Origin of the sequence: Streptomyces sp. NPDC058685 (assembly GCF_042714725.1) — a bacterium.
GTDB lineage: Bacteria > Actinomycetota > Actinomycetes > Streptomycetales > Streptomycetaceae > Streptomyces.
Genome location: NZ_JBHXSL010000040.1, coordinates 1 through 23322, shown reverse-complemented (window position 1 = coordinate 23322; position 23322 = coordinate 1). Strand labels below are relative to the sequence as shown.

The 23322-nt window shown below is 68.7% G+C and carries 25 protein-coding genes and 2 pseudogenes; 13 read left to right on the top strand and 14 right to left on the bottom strand.

Annotated elements, in window-relative coordinates; translation table 11 throughout:
* Nucleotides 1–102: 102 nt before the first annotated feature.
* The 10 genes from ACFWU3_RS26735 to ACFWU3_RS26690 form a co-directional block, all read right to left on the bottom strand.
* The gene (locus tag ACFWU3_RS26735) at nt 103–1368 is read right to left on the bottom strand and encodes an MFS transporter (RefSeq protein WP_384442594.1); all 1266 of its coding nucleotides are present in this window, start codon (nt 1366–1368) and stop codon (nt 103–105) included.
* 141 nt (nt 1369–1509) lie between these two features.
* The gene (locus tag ACFWU3_RS26730; RefSeq protein WP_384442591.1) at nt 1510–2625 is read right to left on the bottom strand and encodes a DegT/DnrJ/EryC1/StrS family aminotransferase; all 1116 of its coding nucleotides are present in this window, start codon (nt 2623–2625) and stop codon (nt 1510–1512) included.
* Between the two features lie 104 nt (nt 2626–2729).
* Nucleotides 2730–3683, bottom strand: a complete 954-nt coding sequence (gene blsF, locus ACFWU3_RS26725; RefSeq protein WP_384442588.1) for a CGA synthase-related protein — start codon at nt 3681–3683, stop codon at nt 2730–2732.
* Nucleotides 3684–3686: 3 nt separating this feature from the next.
* Nucleotides 3687–4682, bottom strand: a complete 996-nt coding sequence (gene blsE / locus ACFWU3_RS26720; protein WP_384442585.1) for a cytosylglucuronate decarboxylase — start codon at nt 4680–4682, stop codon at nt 3687–3689.
* Nucleotides 4683–4693: 11 nt separating this feature from the next.
* Nucleotides 4694–5899, bottom strand: a complete 1206-nt coding sequence (locus tag ACFWU3_RS26715; protein ID WP_384442582.1) for a hydroxymethylcytosylglucuronate/cytosylglucuronate synthase — start codon at nt 5897–5899, stop codon at nt 4694–4696.
* Nucleotides 5892–6443: a hypothetical protein gene (locus tag ACFWU3_RS26710; RefSeq protein WP_384442579.1), complete on the bottom strand. Its 552-nt coding sequence runs from the start codon at nt 6441–6443 to the stop codon at nt 5892–5894. The genes ACFWU3_RS26715 and ACFWU3_RS26710 overlap by 8 nt, the downstream gene beginning before the upstream one ends.
* Before the next feature lie 234 nt (nt 6444–6677).
* Nucleotides 6678–7070 carry a hypothetical protein gene (locus ACFWU3_RS26705; RefSeq protein WP_384442576.1) on the bottom strand — a complete coding sequence of 131 codons (393 nt, stop codon included), beginning with the start codon at nt 7068–7070 and terminating at the stop codon, nt 6678–6680.
* 59 nt (nt 7071–7129) lie between these two features.
* Nucleotides 7130–8035 carry a glycosyltransferase family 2 protein gene (locus ACFWU3_RS26700; protein ID WP_384442573.1) on the bottom strand — a complete coding sequence of 302 codons (906 nt, stop codon included), beginning with the start codon at nt 8033–8035 and terminating at the stop codon, nt 7130–7132.
* Nucleotides 8036–8581: 546 nt separating this feature from the next.
* Nucleotides 8582–8863, bottom strand: coding sequence for a tail fiber domain-containing protein (locus tag ACFWU3_RS26695; RefSeq protein WP_384442570.1), 282 nt, complete (start codon nt 8861–8863; stop codon nt 8582–8584).
* Between the two features lie 122 nt (nt 8864–8985).
* Nucleotides 8986–9393 carry a hypothetical protein gene (locus ACFWU3_RS26690; protein WP_384442567.1) on the bottom strand — a complete coding sequence of 136 codons (408 nt, stop codon included), beginning with the start codon at nt 9391–9393 and terminating at the stop codon, nt 8986–8988.
* Nucleotides 9394–10009: 616 nt separating this feature from the next.
* Here ACFWU3_RS26690 and ACFWU3_RS26685 point away from each other — a divergent pair.
* The 3 genes from ACFWU3_RS26685 to ACFWU3_RS26675 are packed head-to-tail and all read left to right on the top strand — an operon-like array spanning nt 10010 to nt 11827.
* Nucleotides 10010–10570 (top strand): hypothetical protein, encoded by a 561-nt coding sequence (locus ACFWU3_RS26685; protein WP_384442708.1) that lies wholly within the window; start codon nt 10010–10012, stop codon nt 10568–10570.
* The gene (locus tag ACFWU3_RS26680; RefSeq protein ID WP_384442564.1) at nt 10489–11031 is read left to right on the top strand and encodes a hypothetical protein; all 543 of its coding nucleotides are present in this window, start codon (nt 10489–10491) and stop codon (nt 11029–11031) included. The genes ACFWU3_RS26685 and ACFWU3_RS26680 overlap by 82 nt, the downstream gene beginning before the upstream one ends.
* Before the next feature lie 10 nt (nt 11032–11041).
* Nucleotides 11042–11827 carry a hypothetical protein gene (locus ACFWU3_RS26675; RefSeq protein WP_384442561.1) on the top strand — a complete coding sequence of 262 codons (786 nt, stop codon included), beginning with the start codon at nt 11042–11044 and terminating at the stop codon, nt 11825–11827.
* 106 nt (nt 11828–11933) lie between these two features.
* Here ACFWU3_RS26675 and ACFWU3_RS26670 read toward each other — a convergent pair whose 3' ends face one another.
* Nucleotides 11934–12293, bottom strand: coding sequence for a C2 domain-containing protein (locus ACFWU3_RS26670; RefSeq protein WP_384442558.1), 360 nt, complete (start codon nt 12291–12293; stop codon nt 11934–11936).
* 368 nt (nt 12294–12661) lie between these two features.
* Between ACFWU3_RS26670 and ACFWU3_RS26665 the strand changes: the two genes are divergently transcribed.
* Entirely contained in the window at nt 12662–13003 is a 342-nt protein-coding gene (locus ACFWU3_RS26665) for a hypothetical protein (RefSeq protein WP_384442555.1), read from the top strand.
* A gap of 116 nt (nt 13004–13119) precedes the next feature.
* Here ACFWU3_RS26665 and ACFWU3_RS26660 read toward each other — a convergent pair whose 3' ends face one another.
* Nucleotides 13120–13572, bottom strand: coding sequence for an enediyne antibiotic chromoprotein (locus ACFWU3_RS26660; protein WP_384442552.1), 453 nt, complete (start codon nt 13570–13572; stop codon nt 13120–13122).
* A gap of 536 nt (nt 13573–14108) precedes the next feature.
* On the opposite strand from ACFWU3_RS26660, the gene ACFWU3_RS26655 reads away from it, so the two are divergent.
* Both ACFWU3_RS26655 and ACFWU3_RS26650 read left to right on the top strand, forming a co-directional pair.
* Nucleotides 14109–15068, top strand: a complete 960-nt coding sequence (locus ACFWU3_RS26655) for a 5'-nucleotidase (protein ID WP_384442549.1) — start codon at nt 14109–14111, stop codon at nt 15066–15068.
* Nucleotides 15069–16067: 999 nt separating this feature from the next.
* Nucleotides 16068–16239: pseudogene (locus ACFWU3_RS26650) on the top strand (DUF192 domain-containing protein); the annotation flags it as partial.
* A gap of 37 nt (nt 16240–16276) precedes the next feature.
* On the opposite strand, the gene ACFWU3_RS26645 reads toward ACFWU3_RS26650, so the two are convergent.
* Nucleotides 16277–16441 (bottom strand): hypothetical protein, encoded by a 165-nt coding sequence (locus ACFWU3_RS26645; protein ID WP_384442546.1) that lies wholly within the window; start codon nt 16439–16441, stop codon nt 16277–16279.
* A gap of 107 nt (nt 16442–16548) precedes the next feature.
* Here ACFWU3_RS26645 and ACFWU3_RS26640 point away from each other — a divergent pair, with 107 nt between their 5' ends.
* From ACFWU3_RS26640 to ACFWU3_RS26625, 4 genes and pseudogenes are all read left to right on the top strand, one after another.
* Nucleotides 16549–17385 (top strand): helix-turn-helix domain-containing protein, encoded by an 837-nt coding sequence (locus tag ACFWU3_RS26640; RefSeq protein WP_384442543.1) that lies wholly within the window; start codon nt 16549–16551, stop codon nt 17383–17385.
* 83 nt (nt 17386–17468) lie between these two features.
* Nucleotides 17469–17936 (top strand): cupin domain-containing protein, encoded by a 468-nt coding sequence (locus tag ACFWU3_RS26635; protein ID WP_384442540.1) that lies wholly within the window; start codon nt 17469–17471, stop codon nt 17934–17936.
* On the top strand, nt 17933–18652 hold the full coding sequence (locus tag ACFWU3_RS26630; RefSeq protein ID WP_384442537.1) for an SGNH/GDSL hydrolase family protein: 720 nt from the start codon (nt 17933–17935) through the stop codon (nt 18650–18652). Before ACFWU3_RS26635 ends, ACFWU3_RS26630 begins: the two co-directional genes overlap by 4 nt.
* Nucleotides 18653–18936: 284 nt before the next feature.
* Nucleotides 18937–19416: pseudogene (locus ACFWU3_RS26625) on the top strand (SDR family NAD(P)-dependent oxidoreductase); the annotation flags it as partial.
* Between the two features lie 475 nt (nt 19417–19891).
* Here the strand turns inward: ACFWU3_RS26625 and ACFWU3_RS26620 are convergent.
* A complete protein-coding gene (locus ACFWU3_RS26620) occupies nt 19892–20221 on the bottom strand; it encodes a DoxX family protein (protein WP_384442705.1) in 330 nt (109 codons plus the stop codon).
* A gap of 378 nt (nt 20222–20599) precedes the next feature.
* Here ACFWU3_RS26620 and ACFWU3_RS26615 point away from each other — a divergent pair, with 378 nt between their 5' ends.
* The 3 genes from ACFWU3_RS26615 (at nt 20600) to ACFWU3_RS26605 (ending at nt 23316) form a co-directional block, all read left to right on the top strand.
* The gene (locus ACFWU3_RS26615; protein ID WP_384442534.1) at nt 20600–21466 is read left to right on the top strand and encodes a tyrosine-type recombinase/integrase; all 867 of its coding nucleotides are present in this window, start codon (nt 20600–20602) and stop codon (nt 21464–21466) included.
* Complete coding sequence (locus ACFWU3_RS26610; RefSeq protein ID WP_384442531.1) at nt 21463–21810, top strand: helix-turn-helix domain-containing protein; 348 nt, start codon at nt 21463–21465, stop codon at nt 21808–21810. Before ACFWU3_RS26615 ends, ACFWU3_RS26610 begins: the two co-directional genes overlap by 4 nt.
* An 819-nt stretch (nt 21811–22629) precedes the next feature.
* Nucleotides 22630–23316: a hypothetical protein gene (locus ACFWU3_RS26605; protein ID WP_384442528.1), complete on the top strand. Its 687-nt coding sequence runs from the start codon at nt 22630–22632 to the stop codon at nt 23314–23316.
* Nucleotides 23317–23322: the final 6 nt, after the last annotated feature.

The following is a 23322-nucleotide window of genomic DNA, read 5'->3' as shown; positions in this document are numbered from 1 at the left end:
ACGGCCGTGCACCACCTACCGGTGGTCGATGGAGCGGACCACCGGATTCGATGCGCATGGCGGGAGGAGGAGAGAACGCGTCGTCACCCCCGTTGCTTCTCCTCACTTGTCCGGTTCCAGCGAGGTCGAGGTCGAGGTCGAGGCCGAGTCCGTGTCCACGGCGCGGGACGGGCCCGCCTCGGCCACCGCCACCATTCGGTGGCGTACCGCGAAGGCCAGGAGCGTCGCGCAGCAGCCGCTCAGCACCGCCAGGACGAATCCGGCGGACCAGCCGAAGCGGCCGATCAGCACCCCGGCCAGCTGTGATCCCACCGCTCCACCGGCGGTGGTGGCGGTCAGCACCCAGGTGAAGGCCTCGGACACGGTGCCCTGCAACGCGGCCGAGCCGACCAGCTCGTAGAGGATGGCGGTCAGCGGGGCGATCGAGGAGCCCAGAAGCGCCATGGCAACCGCCATCGACCAGGTGTCCCAGGCCGGCAGGGGAGCTGCGGCGGCCAGGGTGAAGGCCACGCAGGCCAGAGGCAGCTGATGGCCCTTCGACGCGGCGAAGGACCGGCTGCCGAACCACAGCCCGCCGATCGCCCCGCCGACGCCCGAGGCGCCGAACAGGAACCCCACATCGCCCGCCGAGCCGTGGTGTTCGGTGAAGGCGGCCAGGGCCAGGTTGAGAACCCCGAGAGACAGCGCGGACAGGGCGATCAGAAGAAGCAGGATCAGCAGGGGCCGCGAGCGCAGAGCGCCCAGCAGATCGCGATGCGCGGCGGGCTCGGGCTTCCACTGGCGTGAGGCCTTCGTGGTCGCGAGCCCCAGGCCGCCGAGGCCGGCCAGCACGCCGCCCACCACAGTGGCGGTGCCCGCATCACCCAGCATCAGCAGCAGGCTGAGCAGCAGCGGGCCCCCGATGACGAAGAGCTCGGCGAGAACGGACTCCAGTGAGTACGCGGTGGAGCGTTCGTCCCGGCTCAGCGGAAGAGTGCTCCACAGCGCCCTGATCACCTGGCTGACCGGGGGGATCGTACCGCCGGCCACGAAGGTCAGCAGCAGCTCCAGGGCCCACGGCCCGGACACCGCGTACACCGATCCGACGAGTGCCAGGGGATGCACGATCGCCGTCAGGACGAGGATCGTCGGCTGGCCGTGCCGGTCGATACGGCGAGCGATCACGGGGCCGAAGGTGGCCGTGCCCACGGTGTACGCGGCCAGCACGATTCCGGCCGACGCATAGCCCAGTCCTTCGTCCAGAAGGTGGAGTGTCAGCGAGAGGCTCACGAGATACAGCGGCAGTCTGCCGATCACACCCCACAGCACGGGCTTCTGCACCAGGCGGTGGCGCAGCAGATCGGTGAACCGGGAGACGCCAGTGGACACAGCTATTCCTTAGACGAGGCAGGGGATGCGGTCGGGGAGCGCACGGCGGATTCGGCCCGTTTCCCGTGCCCGGACGGCGCCGGCACAGGGCTGTCGCAGCGGGCATCGCGGGAAGCAGGCGGGGTCCGCGCTGGGGGAGGGCTACAGCGCGTCCAGGGTGGCTGCCACTTCCTTGGCCGTCTGGGCCTGTCCGGTCTCGTCCAGCTCCGGGGCCAGGGGCAGGCAGAGCGTGCGCCCGAGCAGTTGACGGGTGGTCCGGAAGTCGTCACGGCTGACGGGCCGGTAGCGCTCCGAGCCGTCGTCGAGGTTCCACGGGAACCCATCGGCGTACACGGATACGCGGTCCCGCACCACGGGGTGCTCCGGCAGGAAGTACTTGTCCAGCGTCCAGCACGGCAGGCCACGGTCGGTGAGCTCGGACAGCGCACGATCCCGCAGCTCGTCGGACTCGAGCTCGATACGGACGCTCACCTTCACGTCCCCGTCGGTCCGTGTCACCTGGCGGATGTCCGGACGGTCGGGCAGCTCCTCGGAGAGCATCCGGTGATGCCGCTCCAGGCTCGCCAGGATTCCGTCGAGGTGCCGGAACTGCTGGAGCTGAACCGCGGCCACCGCCTCGTTGGCGCAGAAGTTCTCACCGTAGAAGGCGCCTTCACGCCAGGCCGGGTACTTGCCGTGCTCCCGGTCGGATCCGTGGTCGTGGTACGAGCGGAGCAGCTCCCAGTCGTCGGGGTCCCGGACGACGACGAGTCCGCCCTCACCCGAGGTGAGCACCTTTGCGTGGTGGAAGCTGAAGGTTCCCGCGTACCCGACCGTTCCTGCGTGGCGGCCGTCGGCGTGCCGTCCGCCCATCGCCTGGGCGGTGTCCTCGATCAGGTAGGGAACGTTCTGGGGGAGAGGCCCGACCATGCCTTCCATATGCGCGACGATCACGCGCTGCGCGTCCCCGGGCAGCAGCGTCGCGTCCAGGGCGAATCGTTCGTCCACGTCCACCGGAACCGGCACGAGACCGCAGGAGAGCACGGCGCCTGCGACGGCGACGAAGGTGACTGCCGGTATGTACACCGGATCGCCCGCGGAGGGCCGGGTGCCCTTGAGCGCGAGACGCAGCGCCTCGGTTCCGTTGTGCACCGCCAGTGCCTTGGCGGCGCCCAGCCGCTCCTGGACCAGTTGCTCCAGCCGGCTGGACACGCTGGCGCCGGAAGAGATGTACCGGAAGAGCGACTTGTCATTGATGGCATGCCGAAGCTCCGGCATCTCATCCCACTCAAGATAATTCGCCCCGTAAGGCAGTTTGCGCAGCATAGTGACTCCAAGAAATGGGTGGGGCCGCGTCGGCGCGGTACGTCGCTCGGCCCGCTTCACATGGGGGCGAGCAGAAGCTGACGGACTCTGCGGGCAATGCGCTGTCCCCCGCGCCGGTCGTCGCCTGCCGCCTGCTGAGCGGCGTCGGCCCAACGCGCCAGTTCATCCGGAGCGTCCAGGGCGCGGCGCAGTGCCTCGGCCTCGTAGGTGCGGCGTGCCCGGTCGTCGCTCAGTACGACAAGGGGCGCGCCCGCGGAGTCGAGCACGGCCGCGGCCTGCTGCTGGACGGCTCCGAACGGGGGCAGCACGGCCAGCGGAACCCCCGCCGTCTGCGCCAGCGTCACACCCGTCAGGGCCGGCGAGGAGACCAGCAGGGACGCGTCGGCCAGAGCCCGTTCGGCCGCCGGATCCCGGTCCGTGAGGACGGCGGCATCCGGCACCAGCGTCGTCACCGCTGCGCCGACATGCTCGCTCCCCGGGCCGTACAGGTGCACTGCGAAGACCGGGCAGAGGTCGCCTTCCGTCAGCACGGCCTGTGCCGTGCGCAGGAGACGGGTACAGGCCTCGACATCTCCGGCGTCCGGCACAGCCAGCCGGATCAAGGCTCCGCGACCATGCCGGGCGCGGACCGCGCGGGGCGGCGCGACCGTCCCGGCCCGGTGTACGCCCCGGTGCGGCACGGCGGGAAGCCAGCCAGGCCGGTGCAGGCTTCGTATCCGGGCGGAGGGCCAGCCGTTCGCGGGCGGCACCCCGGTACTGGACACGAAAACCACCGGGGTGCCCGCCCGTTCGGTGCGCTCCGCGAGGTCGGTGTCGTCGCAGATGATCGCCACGTCGGCCTGCGCCTTGGGCGACTCGGCGCCGTCACTCGGCCCTTGGTTGTGCACCAGTTCGACTTCGGTCAGGTGGGCGCAAGTCCAGCGGAGCACGGTATGCGATTCGGGATCGCCCGGCAGGGCGGCCGCCAGGACCTTCAGCCCGGCCCGTGCGGATGTGAGGGGTGTCCCCATGGATCAGTAGCTCCATTCCGGGACCGTGCCGAGCCGGGCGAGATCGTCGCTGTATCCGGCGGCAGTCGCGGAGCAGCCGTTGCACAGGGTGGGTCCGTTCGCCTTGAACAGGTCTGCGTGCTCGCGAAACACGGGGCTGTTCAGCTCCACCTTCCCGGAGGTGTTGCGCAGCGGGGCGCCACCGGGGCCGGCGTCGTCCTCCGTGTGCGGAAGACAGCTACAGGAGAAGGCGCGACCGTTCTTGCCGTCGAGGTAGATGACGTCCTCGGTCACCAGGCACAGCGGGCCGGAGGGCCGGGGCGTGATCGACTCGTCGAAATAGGCCTTCTGTTCCTCGGGGTTTTCACCGTAGAACCGCTTGCCCAGCGGGACGAGCACCTTCCGGGGGTCGGCCTCGTAGATGGGATCGCACGCCGTCAGGACGTCGGCAGGGTCCGGGTACCGGATCTCCCGGCCGAGCTTGATGGCCGACAGTTCCCACTGCTCGACGCCTGCCTCGGTGAGCACTCGTTGGAGATCGGGCATCTGCGCGTAGTTGTGCGGGCCGACAACGGTGTTGACCCGGGGGATGATTCCCAAGTCCCTGGCCCGCCGCAGGCCCTCGAGGCCCGCGTCGAACATTCCGGGGGAGCGGCGGTACACATCGTGGGTTTCCCCCGAGGAGCCGTCGAGGCTCACGATCACCTGGGCGAGGCCGGCCTCTGCGAGCCGGTCCACGAAGCGCGGAAGGAACATGCCGTTGGTGATGAGGGACATCCTCATCCCGTGCTCGGTACCCACGCGCACGAGTTCGAGGACCTCGCGGTGCATCAGCGGCTCGCCGCCGGTGAACCGCACGTACCCCACTCCGGCCGCGAGAGCCTCCGGGAGCAACTCGGAGAAATCCTCGGGCGTAAACCGATAGGTGTCACGGGACAGCGCGTACTCACACATGAAGCAGTCGGCATTGCACGCTTCAAGGATGCGAATGAACAGATATTTGTTCCGAGGGTTCTGCATACTTCCCACTTTCAAACAACAGCTGCCGCGGACCAGCGGGACAGGATTTCTGCCGCAACCCGCTCGGCCCCGCCGAAGTCCTGAGCGATTCGAGCGAAGGACGGGGCGCCGTTCGCGAGCAGATCGAGGCCCTTTTCGAGGTCGGTGGTGACCTCGCGGATCACGACGTCGCGAAGACGTTTCGAGCAGGCCGCAGCAATGCGCCAACGGATGCGCTCGACGGCGTACTCCTCGCCCTCGCGGTGCCATGTGTCGATGCTCGCGCGGGTGAGCACCTGGGTCGGCCAGGAGGTGCGGAGCTGCGCGGAGCAGGCGTGCTCGACCAGATCTCCGTTGAGTACCTGGCTGAGGTTCTGGGGCGGCAGCAGCACCGCGCTCCTGCCGACCGCCGCGAGCTCCAGCAGGGTGGTCAGCCCCGGTGACGTCATGATCCATCCGGCCCTGAGCAGGAGATCGAGGAATTCGTCGTGGGCACACCTCCGGATTTCCACGGTCATCGAGCCGGGCGAGGGCACCACGGCGTCCGGCGCCAGATTCCCGGTGATCACGACCCGCTCGACTCCCGCTCTCGACAGCGCGTCGAGCGCGGGCTCCAGCACCAGGCGCTGATACGAGTCGTCGGCGCTGCCGGTGAACGGGGAGTGCAGTCCACCGAGGTTCAGGACCGCGAGACCGGCATCCCGGCCGACTGCGGTGGTCTCCGCCCGTAAGGCCGCCCGGGACAGACTGGCGGAGTCGGGCACGATGGGCGGGACCCACGTCAGGTTCTTCACCCGGCCCATGGCCGCTTCGGCGGCGGGCGGCAGGGGCAGAGTGCGCTGGGCGCAGTAGAGCTCGACGTCGACGGGCAAGGGGTCGTGCTCGGTCCACAGGAACGGCAGGCTGTCGACGTAGATCACGGGACAGCCGGTGTTCTGCAGAGCCGTGGCCAGCTCCGGGTCCAGGACCACCAGCGCCAGATCCGGCGCCAGTTCGGCGACGAGCGCGTCCACCTGGGCGGTGTCCGATGCATCGACGGTCCGCCATCGGGTGATGCCGAGGCCGGCGAGGACCGGTCGCCCCAGTTCGGTGCCGACTCCGGTGACCTCCAGCTCCACCCGAGAGCCGAGGGCCCGCAGCACACTGGAGAGTTTGCCTGCGCTACCCCACCCGAAGTTCACTCCGGAAGCCAGGATCCGCAGGGGACGCGAGTCTGCGCGCACCTGGTGGTCAGACATGGCTGCCGGGTTGCTCGGCCGCCTCGTAGCCGTTCGGGAGCGATGTCTTCGGATAGCCCACGACCGGCTCGGTCACCCGCAGCGCCCTCGGGGAGGAAGCCGCCTTCTCCACGGTGGTCATGATGTCGGCCAGGTTCTCCTCGGTGAGCTCCTCCGGGAGGCGGCACCGCGTGGTGCTGGTGACCTCGCCGATCCCGGCCACCAGAGCCGGCGCGGAATCGCCTTCCTGAAGCAGAACGACCGGAACTCCTTGTGCCGACGCCCAGCCGAGCTCGACCATCACGCCGGGAGAAGGCGGGTCCCCGACGATGACGCACAGAACATCCGCGTTCGTCAAGGCGAGGTAGTCCGCGGGAGTGCAGATCTCGGGCGCAAGCCAGGCCTTGCCCCACTGTTCATTCTGATGTGCATTGAATACCGCGTGTCCTCGGTCAATGAATGCCTGACGAAGCGTCTGCAGATATTTCTTACGGCCCGGAACCATTTCTCCGGTAGACCAATCCATCCACTGCGTGTAAGGAGCAGCCAGAAAGACATACGACATGCGCCTGACACCTCCGTCCTTTTCTGCCGCTGTTGTGGATGATCAGAACATCCCGTGACGCATGTCGGGCACAAGAGGGGAATGTGAGCATGACTCTGCAGGGCACAACATGAAGCGGGGACGCATGCGTAGAAGTGATAACACAACCGGCAAAGCAGACATGACGGAAGTCTGTCAACGGGGCTGAAGGCCTCAGGGCTGTTGCAAAACCTTTTGATCTTGCATGTGTGCTGGTCAGGCATGGCCGCGGAGGTCCAGGGGTAGGCGGAAGCCGTCGTAGGACATCTCGCGGAGTCCGGCCGCGATGTTCGCGTGGCCGGCGGCTCGCAGGGTGTTGATCGCGAAGCTGCGGAGGGTGGCCATGTTGTCCGGGCCGTGTCCGGTGCGGACCGTGGCGACATCCTCGGCGAAGGAGGTGTCGCGGACGAAGTGGAGCCGGTTATCGAGGGTCCACTGCGAGCGGCCGATCTTCGCGAGGCGCTCGGGGGAGGCTTCGCGGCTGTTCAGTTCCGTGATGACGTAGAGCGTCTCACGGCTGCGTTTGCCGGTCTTGCGCTGGGTGCTTTCCCGTCGACTGGGCCCGGCGCTCCTCGCGCCGTCGCGCCCATTCTTCCAATGACTCGTCATTCATCACAGCATCGTGGCGTAGTTGCGCCCCGCCCCGCCACCCGGGGCTGGGACCAGTGTCACCTCGAAAGATCCTCACTGGCCATCGCGGACCTGGTCGCCTGTTGCAGCCTCAGTGAGAGCGGCACCGGCGTCACATGATGGGTGGCCTGCCCGCGCGGGTGAGGCGGGTGACGGTGCGCCAGGTCATGGGGGGTGCGTTCTCCGTGGCCCGCCTCGTAGGCCTTCGGCGAGTCCGGCGAAGGAGATTTGCAGGGCATGGAGTGTGCGTACGCGCCACAGGGTGTTGAGTCCAGGTGGCGAGGTTGATCGGGATTAGGACGACCGGGAGGTTGCGGCGGGCGACCCAGGCGCGGTTGCGGCCGTTGAGGCGGTAGAACGTGTCGAGGCGGGCGGGGTCGGTGGCGGGGTGGTGGACGAGGATATCCGGGCTGTAGTGGCCGGTGTAGCCGCGATCCCACAGCCGCCAGGCGAGGTCGATGCCTTCGTGGAAGAGGGAAAAGTGCCCCCGGCCAGCCGCCTACCTCCTCGAATGCGGACCGGCGGACCAGGACGACGTCTTCGGCCATGACGGTGACGGTGCCCGGCCGCGTCGGGTCAGCGGCGCGCAGCCGCGGTACCCACCGACGCAGCGTCGTGCCGGTGTGCGGATCGGCGATGCGCGGCTGCATATAGGCGAGTTGTGGATCCTGGTCCAGCCGGGCCGCAAGGCGTGCGAGGACATCGGTGCGCGGGAGGTGGGCGTCGTTGTCGAAGAAGATCAGGTATTCGCCCTTGACGTTCCGGGCGCCGATGTTGCGGCCTTCGGGGATGCCGACACTTTCCGGCAGGTCGACGGTGCGGCAGCCTTCCGGGACCTGGTCGGGGATGCATCCATTGCCCACGACGACGATGTCGAGGTCGATGCCCTCTTGGGCCAGCAGGGAGGCCATGGCCCGGGGGAACTCATCGGGCCGGTCGTTCATCGTCAGGACGACGGCGCCGATGGTCGGCGGGGTGCAACGTTGCTCACGGGGTGGTGGGTCCTTTGCTCTTCAGGCCGGAGGAGGCGCCTGCCCGTCATCGCCTCGTCATCCTGCGGATGCTTCACCTATTGTTTTGGGCGGGTTCCGGTTGTCGGCTCCGGGCCCGCTTGTCGCTGCGGGGGCGGAGCCGCTGCTGGGCACGCTGTACGAGTGGTACGGGCACAAGGAGTTGCCGGCACTGTGCGAGCGTCTCGGGCTTCCAGAGCCCTGCGGATGACGGCCCCACAAAGCACGAGCGTTTGACGGCGAGTCTGCGGGACTGCCCGGACGGACGCCTGCCGCGCGTTGCGGAGGCCGTACTCGACAGTGAGCAGCTTCCGACGGCCGAACGGATGGCTCTGCAGGACGTCGTGCCCCGGGGGCGCCGGGCGGGTGCTTGGCCGGCCCGGCGGTGGCATCGGCCTCGACGACGGGCGCATCGCCGGGCACAAACAGGCTCGCACACCCCCGCCGCACGGCAGGCGGCAGACCTGCGTGGCTGCGTTCTCAAGGGGCGGTGCGCTGTTCCAGAAGGTCGAGGCGCCGTCGCAGCTCTGTGGTCTCCTGCCGGGCATCTTCCAGGAGCCGGTGCAGGGCCTGAATGCACACGATCGCGACGCCGTTGGCGTCGGTGCAGCAGATCGTCTTGTCGTTCTCGCCGACCCGGAAGGCCTCCCACCAGTCCTGCGCCATCGGTCCCAGGTGCCGGACCTGGACGGGATCCCAGTGGTAGCGCCAAGTGCTCACCGGCAGCGCCAGGGCGGCCTCGAGCACCTGGAATCCGCTCACCGGCTCACCGTGCTGCACCGGCCTTGCCTCGCTCGCAACACCGGCCTCGCTCGTTCGACCGCCCTTGCTCGCCGTCCTCGTGCTGCGGCGCTCCGCGGCGAGCCGCAGCAACCAGGCAACCACTAGGCCCACACCACCCCGGCAACATCCCGCTTCAGCGCCCGATCCGAGAGGACGACGGGTACGACGGGGACGGCGGGCACAACGGCGCTGTGGCCGGCGGGAAGGAAGTGGCCGTGCGCGTGGTTCGCGCCGCGGGTGGTGGGGCTGGGGGGCAGGGCACTGCCTGTGTAGAGGGCGACGGGGTTCCCCTGGGGGTCGACCACGACGATCTCGCCGGGGATGGCGGTGCCGCTGTTGAGGGTGATCTCCGGGGTGTCGTTGACGTACCGGATCGTCAGCGTCCCGACAGTCACGTCCTCCTCGGGCTTCTCCGGCTTTTCGGCTGTCTCGTCACTCGGTTCCGTGATCATGCGGACGCCGTCACCTGCCGGCGATTCCTTCTTCTCGGACTTCTTCTTCTCGACCACGATATGCACCTCTCTATGCCTGAATGGCTGCTTTGTGGATCATCCTGGCATGAGGTGGCACTCCCTCGCCCCCTAGCGAGGGCGCCAACTCCGGCTTGCCATCATCACGCCCTGCCGCTCTAGACGGGCCGTGGCCCACGGACAGAGGAGGTCCCCGACGGCGTGAGGCCTCCCGCCTCCTGCCGGGTCGCTCCCGGGTTTTGCTTGGTGGTCTCGGTAGGCTGGCCTTGCGGCTACTGGTGGCCGCGCCCCGGAGGCTTCGGCCCTTCTGTCTCCGCACTTGGGTGAACTCTGCCAGCGTTGGCTCCTTCTCCTTGGTGCAGCGGATCGCAGCAGATCCTCTTCTTTCGTCTTCGTGTGTCGACGGGCCGGCGATGCGCGGAAGGACATGGGTCATGCGCAATCCGACTGCTTTGCGGCGCTGCGGGTACACCGGCGAGAGCTACCAGCAGGCGCAGAGCGCCATCAGCCTTCTCGGCGACAGCGCTGCTGATGCGCCGATTCCGGCAGCAGTATCGGGCGGGCACGCGACCTGGAAACACGCGTCTTCCTCGCCCTGCTCGAGAACCGGTCCGCCTACACGCCCTACCCCATCGGCATCCGGGCCGTTCATCCGGTGCCGGACGGCATCACGCTCGAGGTGGACAGCTGCGCCCGCGCCGCCGAGATCCTCTTCGGCCTCCTGCCCCTGCACAGCGGCTGCGCCGACGACCAGGTGTACGGCATCCCCGGCCTGCGCATCACGAGCCGCACCCGCACCGGTATCGAACTGAGCCGTCCGGGCCCTGATGGCCGGCTGCGGCTGACCGGCCTCCCCGCCTCCGCCTGGCGCCAGGCCGAGGAGGACTGCCTGGAGCAGCTGGTCGACCGCACCAAGATGCTGCTGTGCTGGCGCTCCTCGCCCCGCGCCCGGACGCCGAAGGAACAGGAGCTGGAGGACCATCTGCGCACCAGCACGGCGGTGATGGCCCGGACATGGAAGGCCGGGACCTGGCTCGGCAGCGGCCTGCTACGCCGCCTGGCCCTGTTTCACACCCGGTCGACCGCGTATGCGGTGGACGGCTACCGGGGCACCCACGTCGCCTATGTGCGCTGGTGCGTACGGATCTATCTCGTGAGCGCGGCCTCGGGGAGAGCGCACCGATCCGGCAAGGGGTCCGGGAACTCGAAGGTCTGATCGCCATCAGCGACAGCATGATCCATCTCAGCCCGCCCGGATCAGCCGAGTACGTCCTGGAAATGACGCGGCAGCAGCTGCAGAACGGCAACGAGTCCACCGAATTCACGTCTCTGTACTGGGCAATCGCCAAACCGAGCATCGAGGGAGTCCTCGATCACATCAGAACCCGTCTGACCCAATTCGTTGCGGAAGTGAGGGCAGTCATGCCCGCCGGCCAGCAGAATCCCGAACCCAGCCAGATCGACTCGGCCGCGCAGCAGGCCCTCAACATCACGGGAGGGAACCACTCCACCTTCCACATCACCGCGCCGAACGCCAAGGCGGACCGCGGCGCCACCGCGAGCGCGAATGTCAACGAACCCGTCCCGCGACTCCTCAGGCATGGTGGCACCGAACCTCAGTCATCCGGACCGCCGTCGCGGCGGTGGCGGCGATCGCGGGCGTCATCGCCACCGTGATTGTGGCGAAGTGAGACTCCGCCGCAGCCGACTGGATCGACTGGAGGACGACGTCCTCAACGAGAGCCGCTCGCTCGCCCCGATCCTGCGCCAGGTGATCGCTCTGGGCGGGCATGCTCACTCCGAACCGCTACGCACCTGGGCGCTACGGGAACTACAGGGCTACGAGGGAACGGACGTGCCGATCCCCGACTACCGCAGGATCTCGGCACCTTTGGGGATGGACGGCTTCACGGGGATGTTCAAGTTCCGCGAGCAGCCGGTCAGCATGTTCGACCTCCCGGACTTTGCCCGGGAGAGTCTGGGCGACGTGCTCCGCCTCGGGCAGGGAGTCGGCCAGATTGAGTCGCTCACTGCCCGGAAGCCAGGTCAGACGGTGCAGCTCGCTCCAGCCATGGCTGCTGAAGTAGCCGTATTCATGAGCCAGGACTCTCCCCGGCAGGTGCTCAGGCTGTACTGGGCTGTGCACCCGTCGGCCATGGAGGGGGTCTTGGACCAGGTCCGTACTCGGCTGGTCCAACTGGTTGGGGAACTGCGGGACGCTATGCCTCACGGCCAGCAGGATCCGACAGAGGACCAGGTCGCTCAGGCACTCCAGAACATCAACATCGTCGCAGGCGACAACTCTTCTGTGACCGTCACGGCGCCCCTTGCAGTCGCGCACCGAAGGGGATCGGCACGTGCTGAGATCGGCGGAACGGCGCAGCGGACCTTCCCGTGCATGTTGTTTGTGGGGACCGCCTTGACCGCCTTTGCGATGGCAGCCGCGGTGTCCGCATGGGCCACGTGGTTCTGACCCAGCACGACCGCGAGTGGCCGTAGGACGACCCTGATCTCGAACCGATCCGGGCAAGGACGCCAGCCTTCCGATGGGTGTCCAGGCAGCCGACCGGTGCCGCAGCTTAGAGAGCTGTTGCTTCCTCCCACCCGGCTTTGACATCGATGTGGCTTTCGCCTGGGCGGAGCGTCTGCCTTCTTCCCTCGTTGTTTTTGAGGAGCTCGCCTACCGTCATCTGAATCAGCCCAAGGTCATCAGGGGTGTCGTCTCCATCATCGTCGAGCACGTGGAACCTGATTCGGCTGTCCGGGGCCACATTGCGGAAGACGTGGCTCCACTGCCATCGAGGCTTGGTTGTATCGGCATCGACCGGGGTACGGACTGTCTCTTCACCCACGGTCACCTTGACGTAGGGGTCAGAGCTGGACAGGTCCTTGGCAGGGACGTTTCCTTCGTAGATCTTGACCCTCAGATCTCTTGCCACCGTGATTCCTCCGGGCTGCCGTACCCAAACTGCTGTGGACGCGGGCATCATCCCAGTGACCGCTCTCGCGTCGGCGCAATTGCGAAGGTGTCGCCCCGATGCCGGAGACAGAACTCATTGCCGCGCTTTGCCCGTAGCAGCGGCCACCGGGCCCCAGATCGGGGCCTGCTGTACTGGCGGGGCATGGCCTCGCGGTGCGTGCCGTGCCACGATGGATGAACACGAGACCGGCCGGCACCGCGGGTGGCGGCCTCTGGGTTCTGGGGTCGCCTCCTTCACGGGCAGCCAGTCCCGCCATCGTCGGCCGCCCCCTTTCCAGGGGGTGCTTCGCCTTTGGGCTCACCACCCCCGGAAGGGGGCCGCCCACCATGCACATCACCACAAGCGTCAGCGGCGCCGCCGCCCAGATCACTCCGCACGGAGCGATCGACTACGACACCCTGCCCGCGCTCAGAGCCGCCGCCGCCGGGCTCCCGCACGATGTGACCCAGGTGACCTGGAACCTGTACGACGCCTCCTTCATAGACGTCTCCGGCCTCCACCTCCTGACCGATACGCCACACCAGGACGGCCGCCCGCCGCGGCAGACGGAAGTAGCGGGCCTGACACCCCAGTCGCTGCGGCTGCTGCGCCTGGCCTCAGAGCTGTTCCCTGCCCAGGAGTTCGCGCGCCTGCTCCCCGCAACCACACCTACCGCTCGCGCCGCTTAACGGACGCGGAACCGTCCGCTGAGCCCCGTAAGCGGCGAGCGCACCGCCGGGAGCCACCGTCCTGCACACGAAGTGGGCCTAGCGGCTCCCTGAACGGCGGCGAGGTCACCGCCGGGCTACGCGTCTTCCGTGAAGGAGATCGCCGCCTGACTTCCTCCTTCGACGTTGCCTACGGCGATCAAACAGCCGGATTCGACCGTGTTGCAATCGACCGTGCCGAGCGAGTCACCAGAGTCGTCGTGTGCTTCGAACACGCGGTGCACCGTTACCCGGGCGGTGCCCGCGCCTTCCTCGCCGAGAGTCATCGACTGGGTGCGGCCGTAGTCGCAGCCGAAGACGCCCGGGGTTACCTGTGCGCACTGCTGGATGAATACCGCTTCCTCGGGCTCGAAGCCGGTGACCTGGACCTCGACGTCAGCGGTCGCGGGCAAGTTGGTGGAGGGGGTCACGGTGACCTGGGGTGCGAGGGCGCGCTCCTGGGCGGTCACCGTTGGTACGGCCGTCATCGACAGACCGAGGGCCGCTGCTACGGCGAGTGCGATCTTCACCGGCGTGGACCTGAAGTTCATGATCATGAAGAGGGAACGAACAACAACGGGAGGGGTCACGCCCCACTGTCCTCTCCACCTTTGAGCACCTGCACGCCTGCGGACGCCGCTCTCGGTGGGGTCGCCAGATTTCTGGCGGCCCCACCGAGCTGCGTGTGCGCAGCTATCCGGCGGCGTTGTGAGGTGCCATTGAGATGCCAGCACGGGAGTGCCGTTACTGAGTCAGCGTCAGGCTGATGACATCGACCGTTTGAGCTGGGTTTCTGTGTATCCGCTCGATGGCATGGCTGTGGTATTGACAGTGGCAGGCCGTGACATGGCTGCTGGACTGTGTGGCGACACTTCCTATGACGCAGACCTCGAACGTCACGAGTGAGGGGGATTGGTGATGACGTGGGCAAGCCTTGGGATTCCGCCGGGGGGAAGCCGCCGGAGGGATTCCTGCACCTTCATCGGCTGACGTCGCATGAGGGCGCCTGATACTGGCCGCCCCCGTAGCGCGCCGCGATCTACCATGTTTGAGACGGGTTGTGTGAATTGATGTCGGGGAGGACACCGTGGCCGTCTATGAACTCAAGAACCGCCTGGTTGTCGGTATCGCCTCCAGCGCACTGTTCGACCTGGCGCAGGCGGATGCCGTCTTCCGCGATCGGGGGGAGGAGGCTTACCGCGCCTACCAGGAGGAGCACCTGGGTGACATACTGGACAAAGGGGTCGCCTTCCCCTTCATCCGCAGACTGCTGTCCCTGAACGAACTGTCGCCCGATGACCCTCTGGTCGAGGTCATCATCCTGTCCCGCAATGACCCCGACACTGGTCTGCGCGTTATGCGGTCCATCCAGTCCTACGGTTTGCCGATCAGTCGGGCCATCTTCATGCAGGGCCGCTCGCCCTACCGCTTCATGCCGGTCCTGAACATGTCCCTGTTCCTGTCCGCGAACGAGGACGACGTCCGTGAGGCCGTCGCGCTCGGGCTGCCCGCTGGCCGCGTCCTCGGCCCGGCGATGGCTGACGAGGGCGACGACCAGGATTTGCGGATCGCCTTCGACTTCGACGGGGTCCTCGCCGACGACGCCTCGGAACAGGTCTACCAGGCGGGCGGCATCGAGGACTTCCGCTTCCACGAGACGACGAACGCTGCGACCCCGCACGACCCGGGCCCCCTGCGTGACTTCCTCGCAGGCGTCAACCGGCTCCAGCGGCGCGAAGAAGAACAGCGGGCAGAAGACGCCGACTACAAGATTCGCGTCCACGTTTCCCTCGTCACCGCCCGCGACGCACCCGCTCACGAACGACCAGTGCGCAGCCTCAAAAACTGGGGCGTGACCGTCAACGACGCCTTCTTCCTCGGCGGCATAGACAAGGGCACGATCATGGAAGTCCTCAAACCCCACATCTTCTTCGACGACCAGGTCGGTCACCTGACCGGCACCGCACGCAGCACGCCCAGCGTGCACGTCCCCTTCGGGAAGATAAACGAACCGGACCGCCCGGCGCCCGAGGAAGCGCCCCAGTGAGGCCCGCGGCCTGGGCGGAGCCGCGGCACACGCACACCGCGGTGCAGCCAGCCCCTCCTGGTCCGCTTGCTGCGACGTATTCGCTTCGCGCGGCAGGGGCGCATGGCTGCGCCGGATCCTGCCTCCGGCGGCCGACCGCAGGCGGTTACGGGCTGCAGTAGACGGTGAAGATGCCTTGGGTGAGTTCCTGACGTAGGCGTTAGCGCCGGGGAGGAGATGCTGCTGCTCGCTGCCGCAGACGGCCGCGGACAGGCCGGGCTTGCGATGATGTATTGATGTGCGGACGCAGGTGCGGCGCGCGTTCGCGGATGCGGTACAGATCACCGATGCTGCCAATTAGGTACGGGCCTTGCCCGGATTGAGGGCGGCGTATTCGCCAGCCAGACGGGCGCCCGCGCGCACCAGAACAGGCATTCGGCCGTTGCGTAGGCAGAGTCTGCAATCAGTACCGTAGAGCGGAGGCACTGCCGTCCTGGTTCCCGGAACCGACGTAGACCGGGGACCTGGACGCGGCGCCGAGTGTGCAGCTGGGACCACCCGATGCACAGGCCTTCGCTGGCACTTTCGGAGAAGTGGTGGCGGGGCTGGTCGGCGGCGACCAAGCTGATCACTGTGGCATTGATACGTAGGCCTGGGAGACAGCGCAGGCACCATCGTATGGGTGGCTCCGATGGAAGCGCGGGGGTGCTCGTGCTTGTCACTACCGGAATCGCTGCCTCTGGCAGCGTGTCCAGCCTGCTACCCGAGCTGTCACCCGCTGCTTGGCTGGGCATCATGGCGCCGTGCACCACGTCCTCCCCGTTGACCCAAAACCGCACCTGTGCAGCAAATCGCGGGCCTGGGGGAAGCACTCTGATCTCAAGCCGATCGAGCATCGGTCTACCGTACGGCCGGTCTCCGTTGGCACGGCTGAGTAGGCATCGTCCGTCCGTCGCGGGGCAGTACGCGACGTCGTACGGCTCACCGGCGTGGTCCGCGGGCGGTGGAGGCCTCTGAAGGACGCCTGCAGGCGACGTGCACACCTTCCGCATGTAATTTCCCATAGACATCGCGCACTTGGACCGCAGGCTGCGCGTCCTGTCGGTGCGCACGATGCCCCGGGTCGCTGAGCCTCCCGCACCCACGCGCCCGGCACATCCCGGAGGCGGGGGCCGGGGCGACGGCGGACTGAGGGCTGCGGCCAGAGGCGCAGATCGCGGTCGACGAGGTTACTGACTGCGTACCTGCTCCTTGAGCAGTACGCCCGCCACCACGTCACCGGACAGCGCCTGCCGCAGAAGTGGATCAAGCATCTGAGCGAGCAGCGCAGCACCGCCGGCGTGCACATGCTGGTGGAGATCCTGGGCGCGGTCGTAGTTGACTGGGCCTGGCACACCCTTCCCGACGGTGCTGTGTCCGACTGGGACGCGGCGCGGATCGAAGCGCAGGACAGTTGAATACGCGAGCCCACCAGTAGACCGCCGGTTCGTACACTGCGAGGGTGGAAGACCATACGGCCACCAGGATCTATGCACGTCCGGCGCCCGCCTTGCGGCGGTACGTCGGCTCGTATGTCGGTTTCGATCTTCGTGGGTTCCCGGCGGGGGTGCACTGCGGTCCGCCGGGCCGCGTGCTCACTGCGGTGATCAGTCTGTCCGGCCCTTTGGAGGTGGCGGCGGGCGTCGACGACGGGTCACCGGTCACCCGATTCGGCAGCGTGGCCGGCGGTCTGATGCGCCGGTCCGTCGCGATCCACCACGACGGACGCCAGGAAGGCGTGCAGGTGTCGCTGACACCGCTCGGGGCCCGGGCCGTCTACGGCATGCCCGCTGCTGATCTCGCCTACCGACTGGTCCCACTCGACGAGCTTCTCGGAGCGCTCGGCGTCGAGCTGGTCGACCGGCTCCGCGCGGCGACGACATGGGCCGCGCGGTTCGCCGCGCTGGACGAGTTGCTCCTGCGAGCCGTCGGCCGCGGCGCCGGCGGCGACCCCATGTCCCGGGTGCGCCCCGAGGTGGCCGAGGCCTGGCGCCGCCTCTTGGCCGCGCGGGGCCGCGTCCAGGTTGGGGCGGTCGCCGCAGAACTGGGCTGGAGCCGTCGGTACCTCACCGAGCGGTTTCGCGGTGAGGTGGGCCTGTCGCCGAAGACCTTCGCCCGGGTTTTGCGCTTCGAGCACGCGCACGAACTGGCCACCATGCAGGACCCGCTTCCGTGGGCCGATGTGGCGACCGTCTCCGGCTACGCCGACCAGGCTCATCTCGTTCGGGACTGGAGCGAGTTCACGGGCCGATCGCCGACAGCATGGCGTCGCGGCGAAGTCCTGCTCGGGACTGGGTAGTCGCCTACCGGCCGCCCATCGCGTCGGCTTCCGTTCCCTTTCCTTCAAGACCATCCTATTGCTGTCCTGTGACGATCGTCGGCATGAGACTCGTCAATCACGAACCCAACGCCATCGACCTGCGGACCACCCCCGTGCACCTCGGGCTGGGCTCGAGAGCGAAACCCGTCGAGGGCTTCGCCTGGGACCCGGAGGTGCTCCATGCCTACAGCGCCGCGGTCGCGGCGGACGGCGCCGAGGGCCGGATGGTGACGATCTTCGACGGCAACGGCCTCGGTGACCATTGGGAGCTCCACCCCGCCGGTGACGAACTGGTCGTCTGCCTTTGCGGGTCGGTGACGGTCACCCGCGATGTGGACGGAGTGCCCGACCGGATTGTGCTCGGGCCAGGCGAGGCCACCGTCAACCCGGCTGGGACATGGCACGCGGTCGACATGGCGGGACCGGCGTCGATCCTGACCATCACCGCTGGCCTCGGCACCGACCACCGTCCCCGGACCGAAGCCCGCCCGACCGAGCACGCCGGCACGTCCGGCCCGCGAACACCGTGACGACGCGTGTCGCGTGCCTCGGCGACAGCTTCACCCGCGCGCAACTCAGCGTCGACTACCTGGACCTTCTCGAACGACGCCGACCTCCCGGCGACGTACAGCTCGCACGCTTCGGCGTCAACGGCGACTTCGCCCACAACCTCTTACGGCGCCTCGATGCCGTCGTCGCGGACCCACCCGACGTGATCACCGTGCTGATCGGGACCAACGACGCCCGAGCGAGCCTCGCCGGCTACCCCGTCGAGCGGGCCATGAAGCGCAAACAACTCCCCGAGCGCCCGTCGGCCGACTGGTTCCAGCAGTGCCTGGGAGCCGTCGTCGAACGGCTGCGGACGCAGACCGACGCGACGATCGCTCTGCTGTCCCTCCCGGTCCTCGGCCAACAACTCGACGGAGCCGCGGCGCGGGCATCACAGGCATACAGCCGCATGATCGCCGAGGTCGCCACCACCAACAAGGCGACCTACCTGCCGCTCCACGAACGCCAGACCGAGGAACTACGCCAGGCGGGCCCGCCGCCGATCCCCTTCCGGGACCCAACGCCCGCAGCGAGCGTCAGCGTCCTCGTCCAGCGCGCCTTGCTGCGCCGCAGCCTCGACACGATCTCGCGGCGCCGGGGTCTCGTGCTCACGACCGACCACATCCATCAGAACAGCCGCGGCGCCACCCTTGTCGCCGAGGTCATCGACACCTGGCTCCCGACCCGGAGCGCGTAGCCGGTTCCGGCGGCGGCCCCTTTCCTGCGTATTCGGTTCCCACCCCTACCGGGCAGGCAACGACGACCGGACCATCTCGAACGCTCTCGGCTACCACGACAAAACCACCACCCGCTGGCTCAACGAGACCGGCGGGACCTGGAGCCGATACGCCGTTGGGGATCACACACGGTCACCGGCAGGTTGGGTTCCACGGGGAACTGGCGACAGTTGATTACGAGAGTCCGCCAGTACCAAGCCCGGGACAGGCCCGCGCCGAGGGCGGCTTCACCAAGGAATGAGGCATGCTGGGCGGCAGCCAAGAAGAAGGTCGGCGACAAAGAGGGCACCCGCATGCTGATCGAGGTGCTGTTGCTCCGCCCGCAACTGCCCGCCGCTGCTTCCTCACTGCCCGCACGCTGGAGGCGGCCGAGCGCACCCGCGCGGAGATACACGCACGCGGCTACGAGGAGGTGCACGCCTTCGCCTGCGACCTCTCCGACCCCGCCTCGGTCCGCGCGTTCGCCAAGGTGCTCGGCGAACGGACCGACCGCATCGACGTCCTGGTCAACAATGGCGCCCGCTGGCTGGAGGGCCCCGACCTGCTGTCCGCCTCCGACGAGGACGTAATCGACACGCTCGCCTCGGCCGGCACCGGAACGATCCTCGTCACGAAAAACCTGCTGCCCCTGCTCCTCGCCTCCGACCGCCCTGACGTGGTCACCATGGTCTCCGTCTGCGGCGCCCCAGGAGCCCAGCACCCCACTGCTCACGAGGCGTACTTCGCCGCCAAACACGCCCAACGCGGCTTCACCGAAGCCCTCTCGCGCCGACTGCGCCCCCGGCGGCGTGCGCGTCATCTCCCTCTACCCGCCGGACTTCAACAGCGGTCGCGACCCGCTGTCCCCGCAATGAGACACGACACCACGCGGCGCCCACGATCCCCTCGCCGCGCAATCCGTGATCGACTGCATCACCTTCGCGATCGGCCAGCCTCGCGACTGCTATATCAACGCCTTCCACTTCGAGGGCATGCACTACGACACATCCGACCACTCCGCCTGAGGTCCCTCCTGCCCCGAGGGCGAACAACGGGGCGTGCCTCAATCGCTGGCGAGCGCGTCCCGCCGGTGCTCTCTGCGGGCAGTCCTGCATGACACCATTCCCACGCCCCACCCTGACCAGCCAGACCACACCCGGACATGTGACCTGTCGCAGCGAAGGCTGAGTGTTCTCATCGAACATTGAGTGGTGCCGCCGTCAGGAGGACACGGTCAATGCCAGCGAGGCGGCGGCGGTGGCGAAGTAGAAACCGGGAAACGCGAGGTTGTAGAGCACCCGGGCGCGCAGATGAAAGGCGAGCGCGCCCAGGTAGAGCAGGGCGAGACCGCAGGCCGCGGCGGCGCCGAGGAGGCGCGGTGCGGCGTCGAAGAGGCTGAGGAGGAGGCCCGCCGCACCAGCCAGCTTGAGGGCGGCCAGCCAGGGCAGCCAGGATCGGGGAATACCCAACTCCACTGAGTTGGCCAGCACGAAGCGTGCCCCGGTGAGGTCAGCGGCCGCGATACCGATGTTGATGGCTGCGGTGAGCAGGGTGACGACGAGGAGCGCGAGCGGGGTACCGGTCTACCTGAAAGGTCAGGCTCGGTGGGGGTGTGGTCGTTGCTGGTCGGGGGTGGTGGGGCCGTGGTCGGCCGGGTGGTCGGTTGTTCAGCATTTTCGAACCTTTCTCGGGGTTGCTGGCGGTGTGGGGTCAGTGTGGGTGGGTGTCTGAGGCGTGGGTGGATGAGATTGTTTTGGCGTTGGCGGCGCGGGGTGCGACGGATCGGTGGGTGGGCTCAGCAGGGGGTGTGGGTGGGGGAGTTGCTGGGGTGTGCGGGGTGTGCGGTGTGGGAGGCGCGGCCTGGGGATGTGGATGGGTGGCTGGCTGGGGCGCGGCGGCGGGGGGTGGCCGGCGGGACGGTGTTGTTGATGGCGCAGGCGGTGTACCGGTTTTACGTCTTCGTCCAGGTCCGGTACGGGCGTGTGGTGGAGGAGGTGTCGGGGCGGGCTGTGGTGCAGCCGGTGGATGAGTTCAACCGGCCGCGGCGGGTGGTGACGATGGTGCGGGTGCCGCCGTCTGCGGGGGAGGTGAAGGCCTTGTTCGAGGCATGGCGGTGGTCGTTGCCGTCGGCGGGGGCGGGGTTCTTGCCGGCGGCGCGGGATTATGTGGCGGCGTCGCTCTGGCGGCGGGTGGGGTTGCGGATCAGTGAGTCGGCCCGGCTTGAGGTGGGGGACTGGTATCCGCAGATGGGCGCGCACGGGGCTGTGCATGTGCGGTGGGGCAAGGGCGCCCGGGGAAGCGGTCCGAGGCAGCGGCTGGTGCCGGCGATCGACGGGGTGGACCGGCTGCTCGCGTGGTGGCTGGGGGAGGTGCGCCCGCAGTTCGGTGACGATCTGGCGGGTGGGTGTGCGGTGTTGCTGCCGAGCCGGCTGCACACGCCGGGCGCCGGGCGGCGGGCGGTGGGTGCGGCGACGTTGCGTCAGGGGCTGGCGGGTGCGGTTGCGCGGTGGCTGCCGGACTGGTCGGGGCGTCTGACGCCGCATGTGCTGCGGCATTTCTGCGCGTCGTGGCTGTACGGCAGGGGGGTCGGTTTGTCGGCGGTGCAGGCGTTGCTGGGTCATGAGTGGGTGTCGACGACGGCGGCGTATGTGCATGTGCCGGCCGAGCGGATCGAGGAGCAGTGGGCGCAGGCCAACGCGCGGGTCGGTGTGCGGCTGCTGGGGGCGGCCGGCGGGCCGGCGGGTGGGCCGGGACGGGATGGGGGTGGGGCCGGGTGCGGTGGGAGCTGCGGTTGAGGGCGGCTGAGCGGGGCGTGTTCAAGGCGGTCGAGATGCGCCGGCTGCTGGCTGCGGCGGGGCTGCGGGTCAGTGCGGGGAAGATGTCGGCGCTGTGGTCGGGTACGCCGGTGTCGGTGCGGCTGGACGACGTGGAGGTGCTGTGCCGGGTGCTGGGATGCGACGCGGCGGGGCTGCTGGTCCTGGACCCGCCGGCCGACGGTGCTACGCCTGTGGGGGCGGCGCCGGGTGACATGACCCCGATCGTCCCGTCCCCGTCCCCGGCCTTTGCCCCGCCGTGGGCGGTCGAGGGGCTGGGGGAGGGGGCGAAGGGGTCAGTGCGGCCGTCGCTGCCGCCGGTATGAGCGGCCCACGGCGCCCGCCACCCCGGCCCCTTACCGCTGAACGCCACGCCAACGGTGGGGAGATGAACACCGCGGTGTCGGGAGGAGCCTGCTGGTGCGGCCTTGGTCGAGAGGTACGCCGCGGTGCTGGCAGGAGGGACGGTGTGGCGTCGGGAGCGGTCTCGGCCTCGTACCCGCGCCTTCGCCCCCGGTCGCGCGGTGCCTGCGCGTACGGGGTACGGGTCCGGGGTCGTCGGCACCTGGAGCCGCAGCACCGGGCCGAGTGCCGAGCCGTGCGTAGCCGTGGCACCGGCGCTGCGTCGTCTCTGCCGGCGGCCGGTCGCCGGGGGTTGTGGTCGAGAGGGGAAGTTGATGCAGTCTCACCGCACGGGCGTATCCGGGGCATGGGGCGGGTCGCGTAGGCCTGCGCCTGCCGGCAGCGGCAGCACTGGCAGTGGTAGTGGCAGCAGTGGGAGTGGGGCGGTCGCTGTCGAAGAGGTGGCGAGGGGCGGTCGCCGGCCTGCGGTGTGTGCGGGATGTGGGGTGCGGCCGGTGGCGTACCGGGTGCCGCGGGTCGATGTCTGTTTCGTGTGTCTGCCCGGGGGGCCGCACGTTCCGCCGCCGTGCACGGTGTGCGGCAGGACCGGCTTCTTCTTTCACCAGGGCCTGTGCACCGCCTGTCATCCTTTCTCGCCCGATCGGCGCGATGCCTGCCCGGACTGCTTCGCGTGGGGCACCATCCGGCTGTGGCGGTGGCGTTGCGCGGCCTGTCTGAGCTGGCGCAAGAGATTCCGCGAGGCTGGGCCGGGCGGGCCGTGCCGATGGTGTAGGCGCACGGTTGTGGTCAACCACGATGCGGTGTGCCGGTTGTGCTGGCTGCAGCGTGCCCGGCTGCGCCGCACCACGGGCGACAAGACCGTGTCCTACGCCCAGGCTCTTCACAGCGGCTGGATCCAGCTGTCTCTCGCGGGCGGCGGCCCGCAGGAACGCCGCCCGGATCCGCGCCGCCCTCACGAACGCTCCCGCGGCCGGACAGGTGCGGAGCCGGTGCGGCCGTGCACGGCCGCGGTGGCGGCGCCGCCACCGCTGCACCGTCAGCTCACCCTCTTTCCCTCGCCACCGCGCGACATGGCGGCCGCCCTGCGCGCCGCGGCAACAGCCCCCGCGTCCGGTAGTCCGCGGGACCCGGCCCTTGCGGCGTGGCTCGGCCGGCAGCTGACCGACTGGGCCGCCGCCCATGGCTGGTCCACGCGCACCCTGGGACGCGCCCGTTCGGGTCTGCGCATGCTGCTGGCGGTCCAGGGCACCCCCGGCGCCCCCATCAAGGCGACCCTGATCGAGCAGCTCGGCCCCCTGCGCCTGCCCGCCACGTTGCTGCACGAGTTCCTCACCGCCCACAGCTTCGCCGAGGACGACCGCACCCCGGCCATCGAATCCTCTCCTCCGGCGCCGTGTGCGAAGACCAGCAAGCTCGAGAGCGGTCCGGCATGCCCGACCAGGCTGCCGGAGCCCGGTGCATCGAGGTAGCCGGCC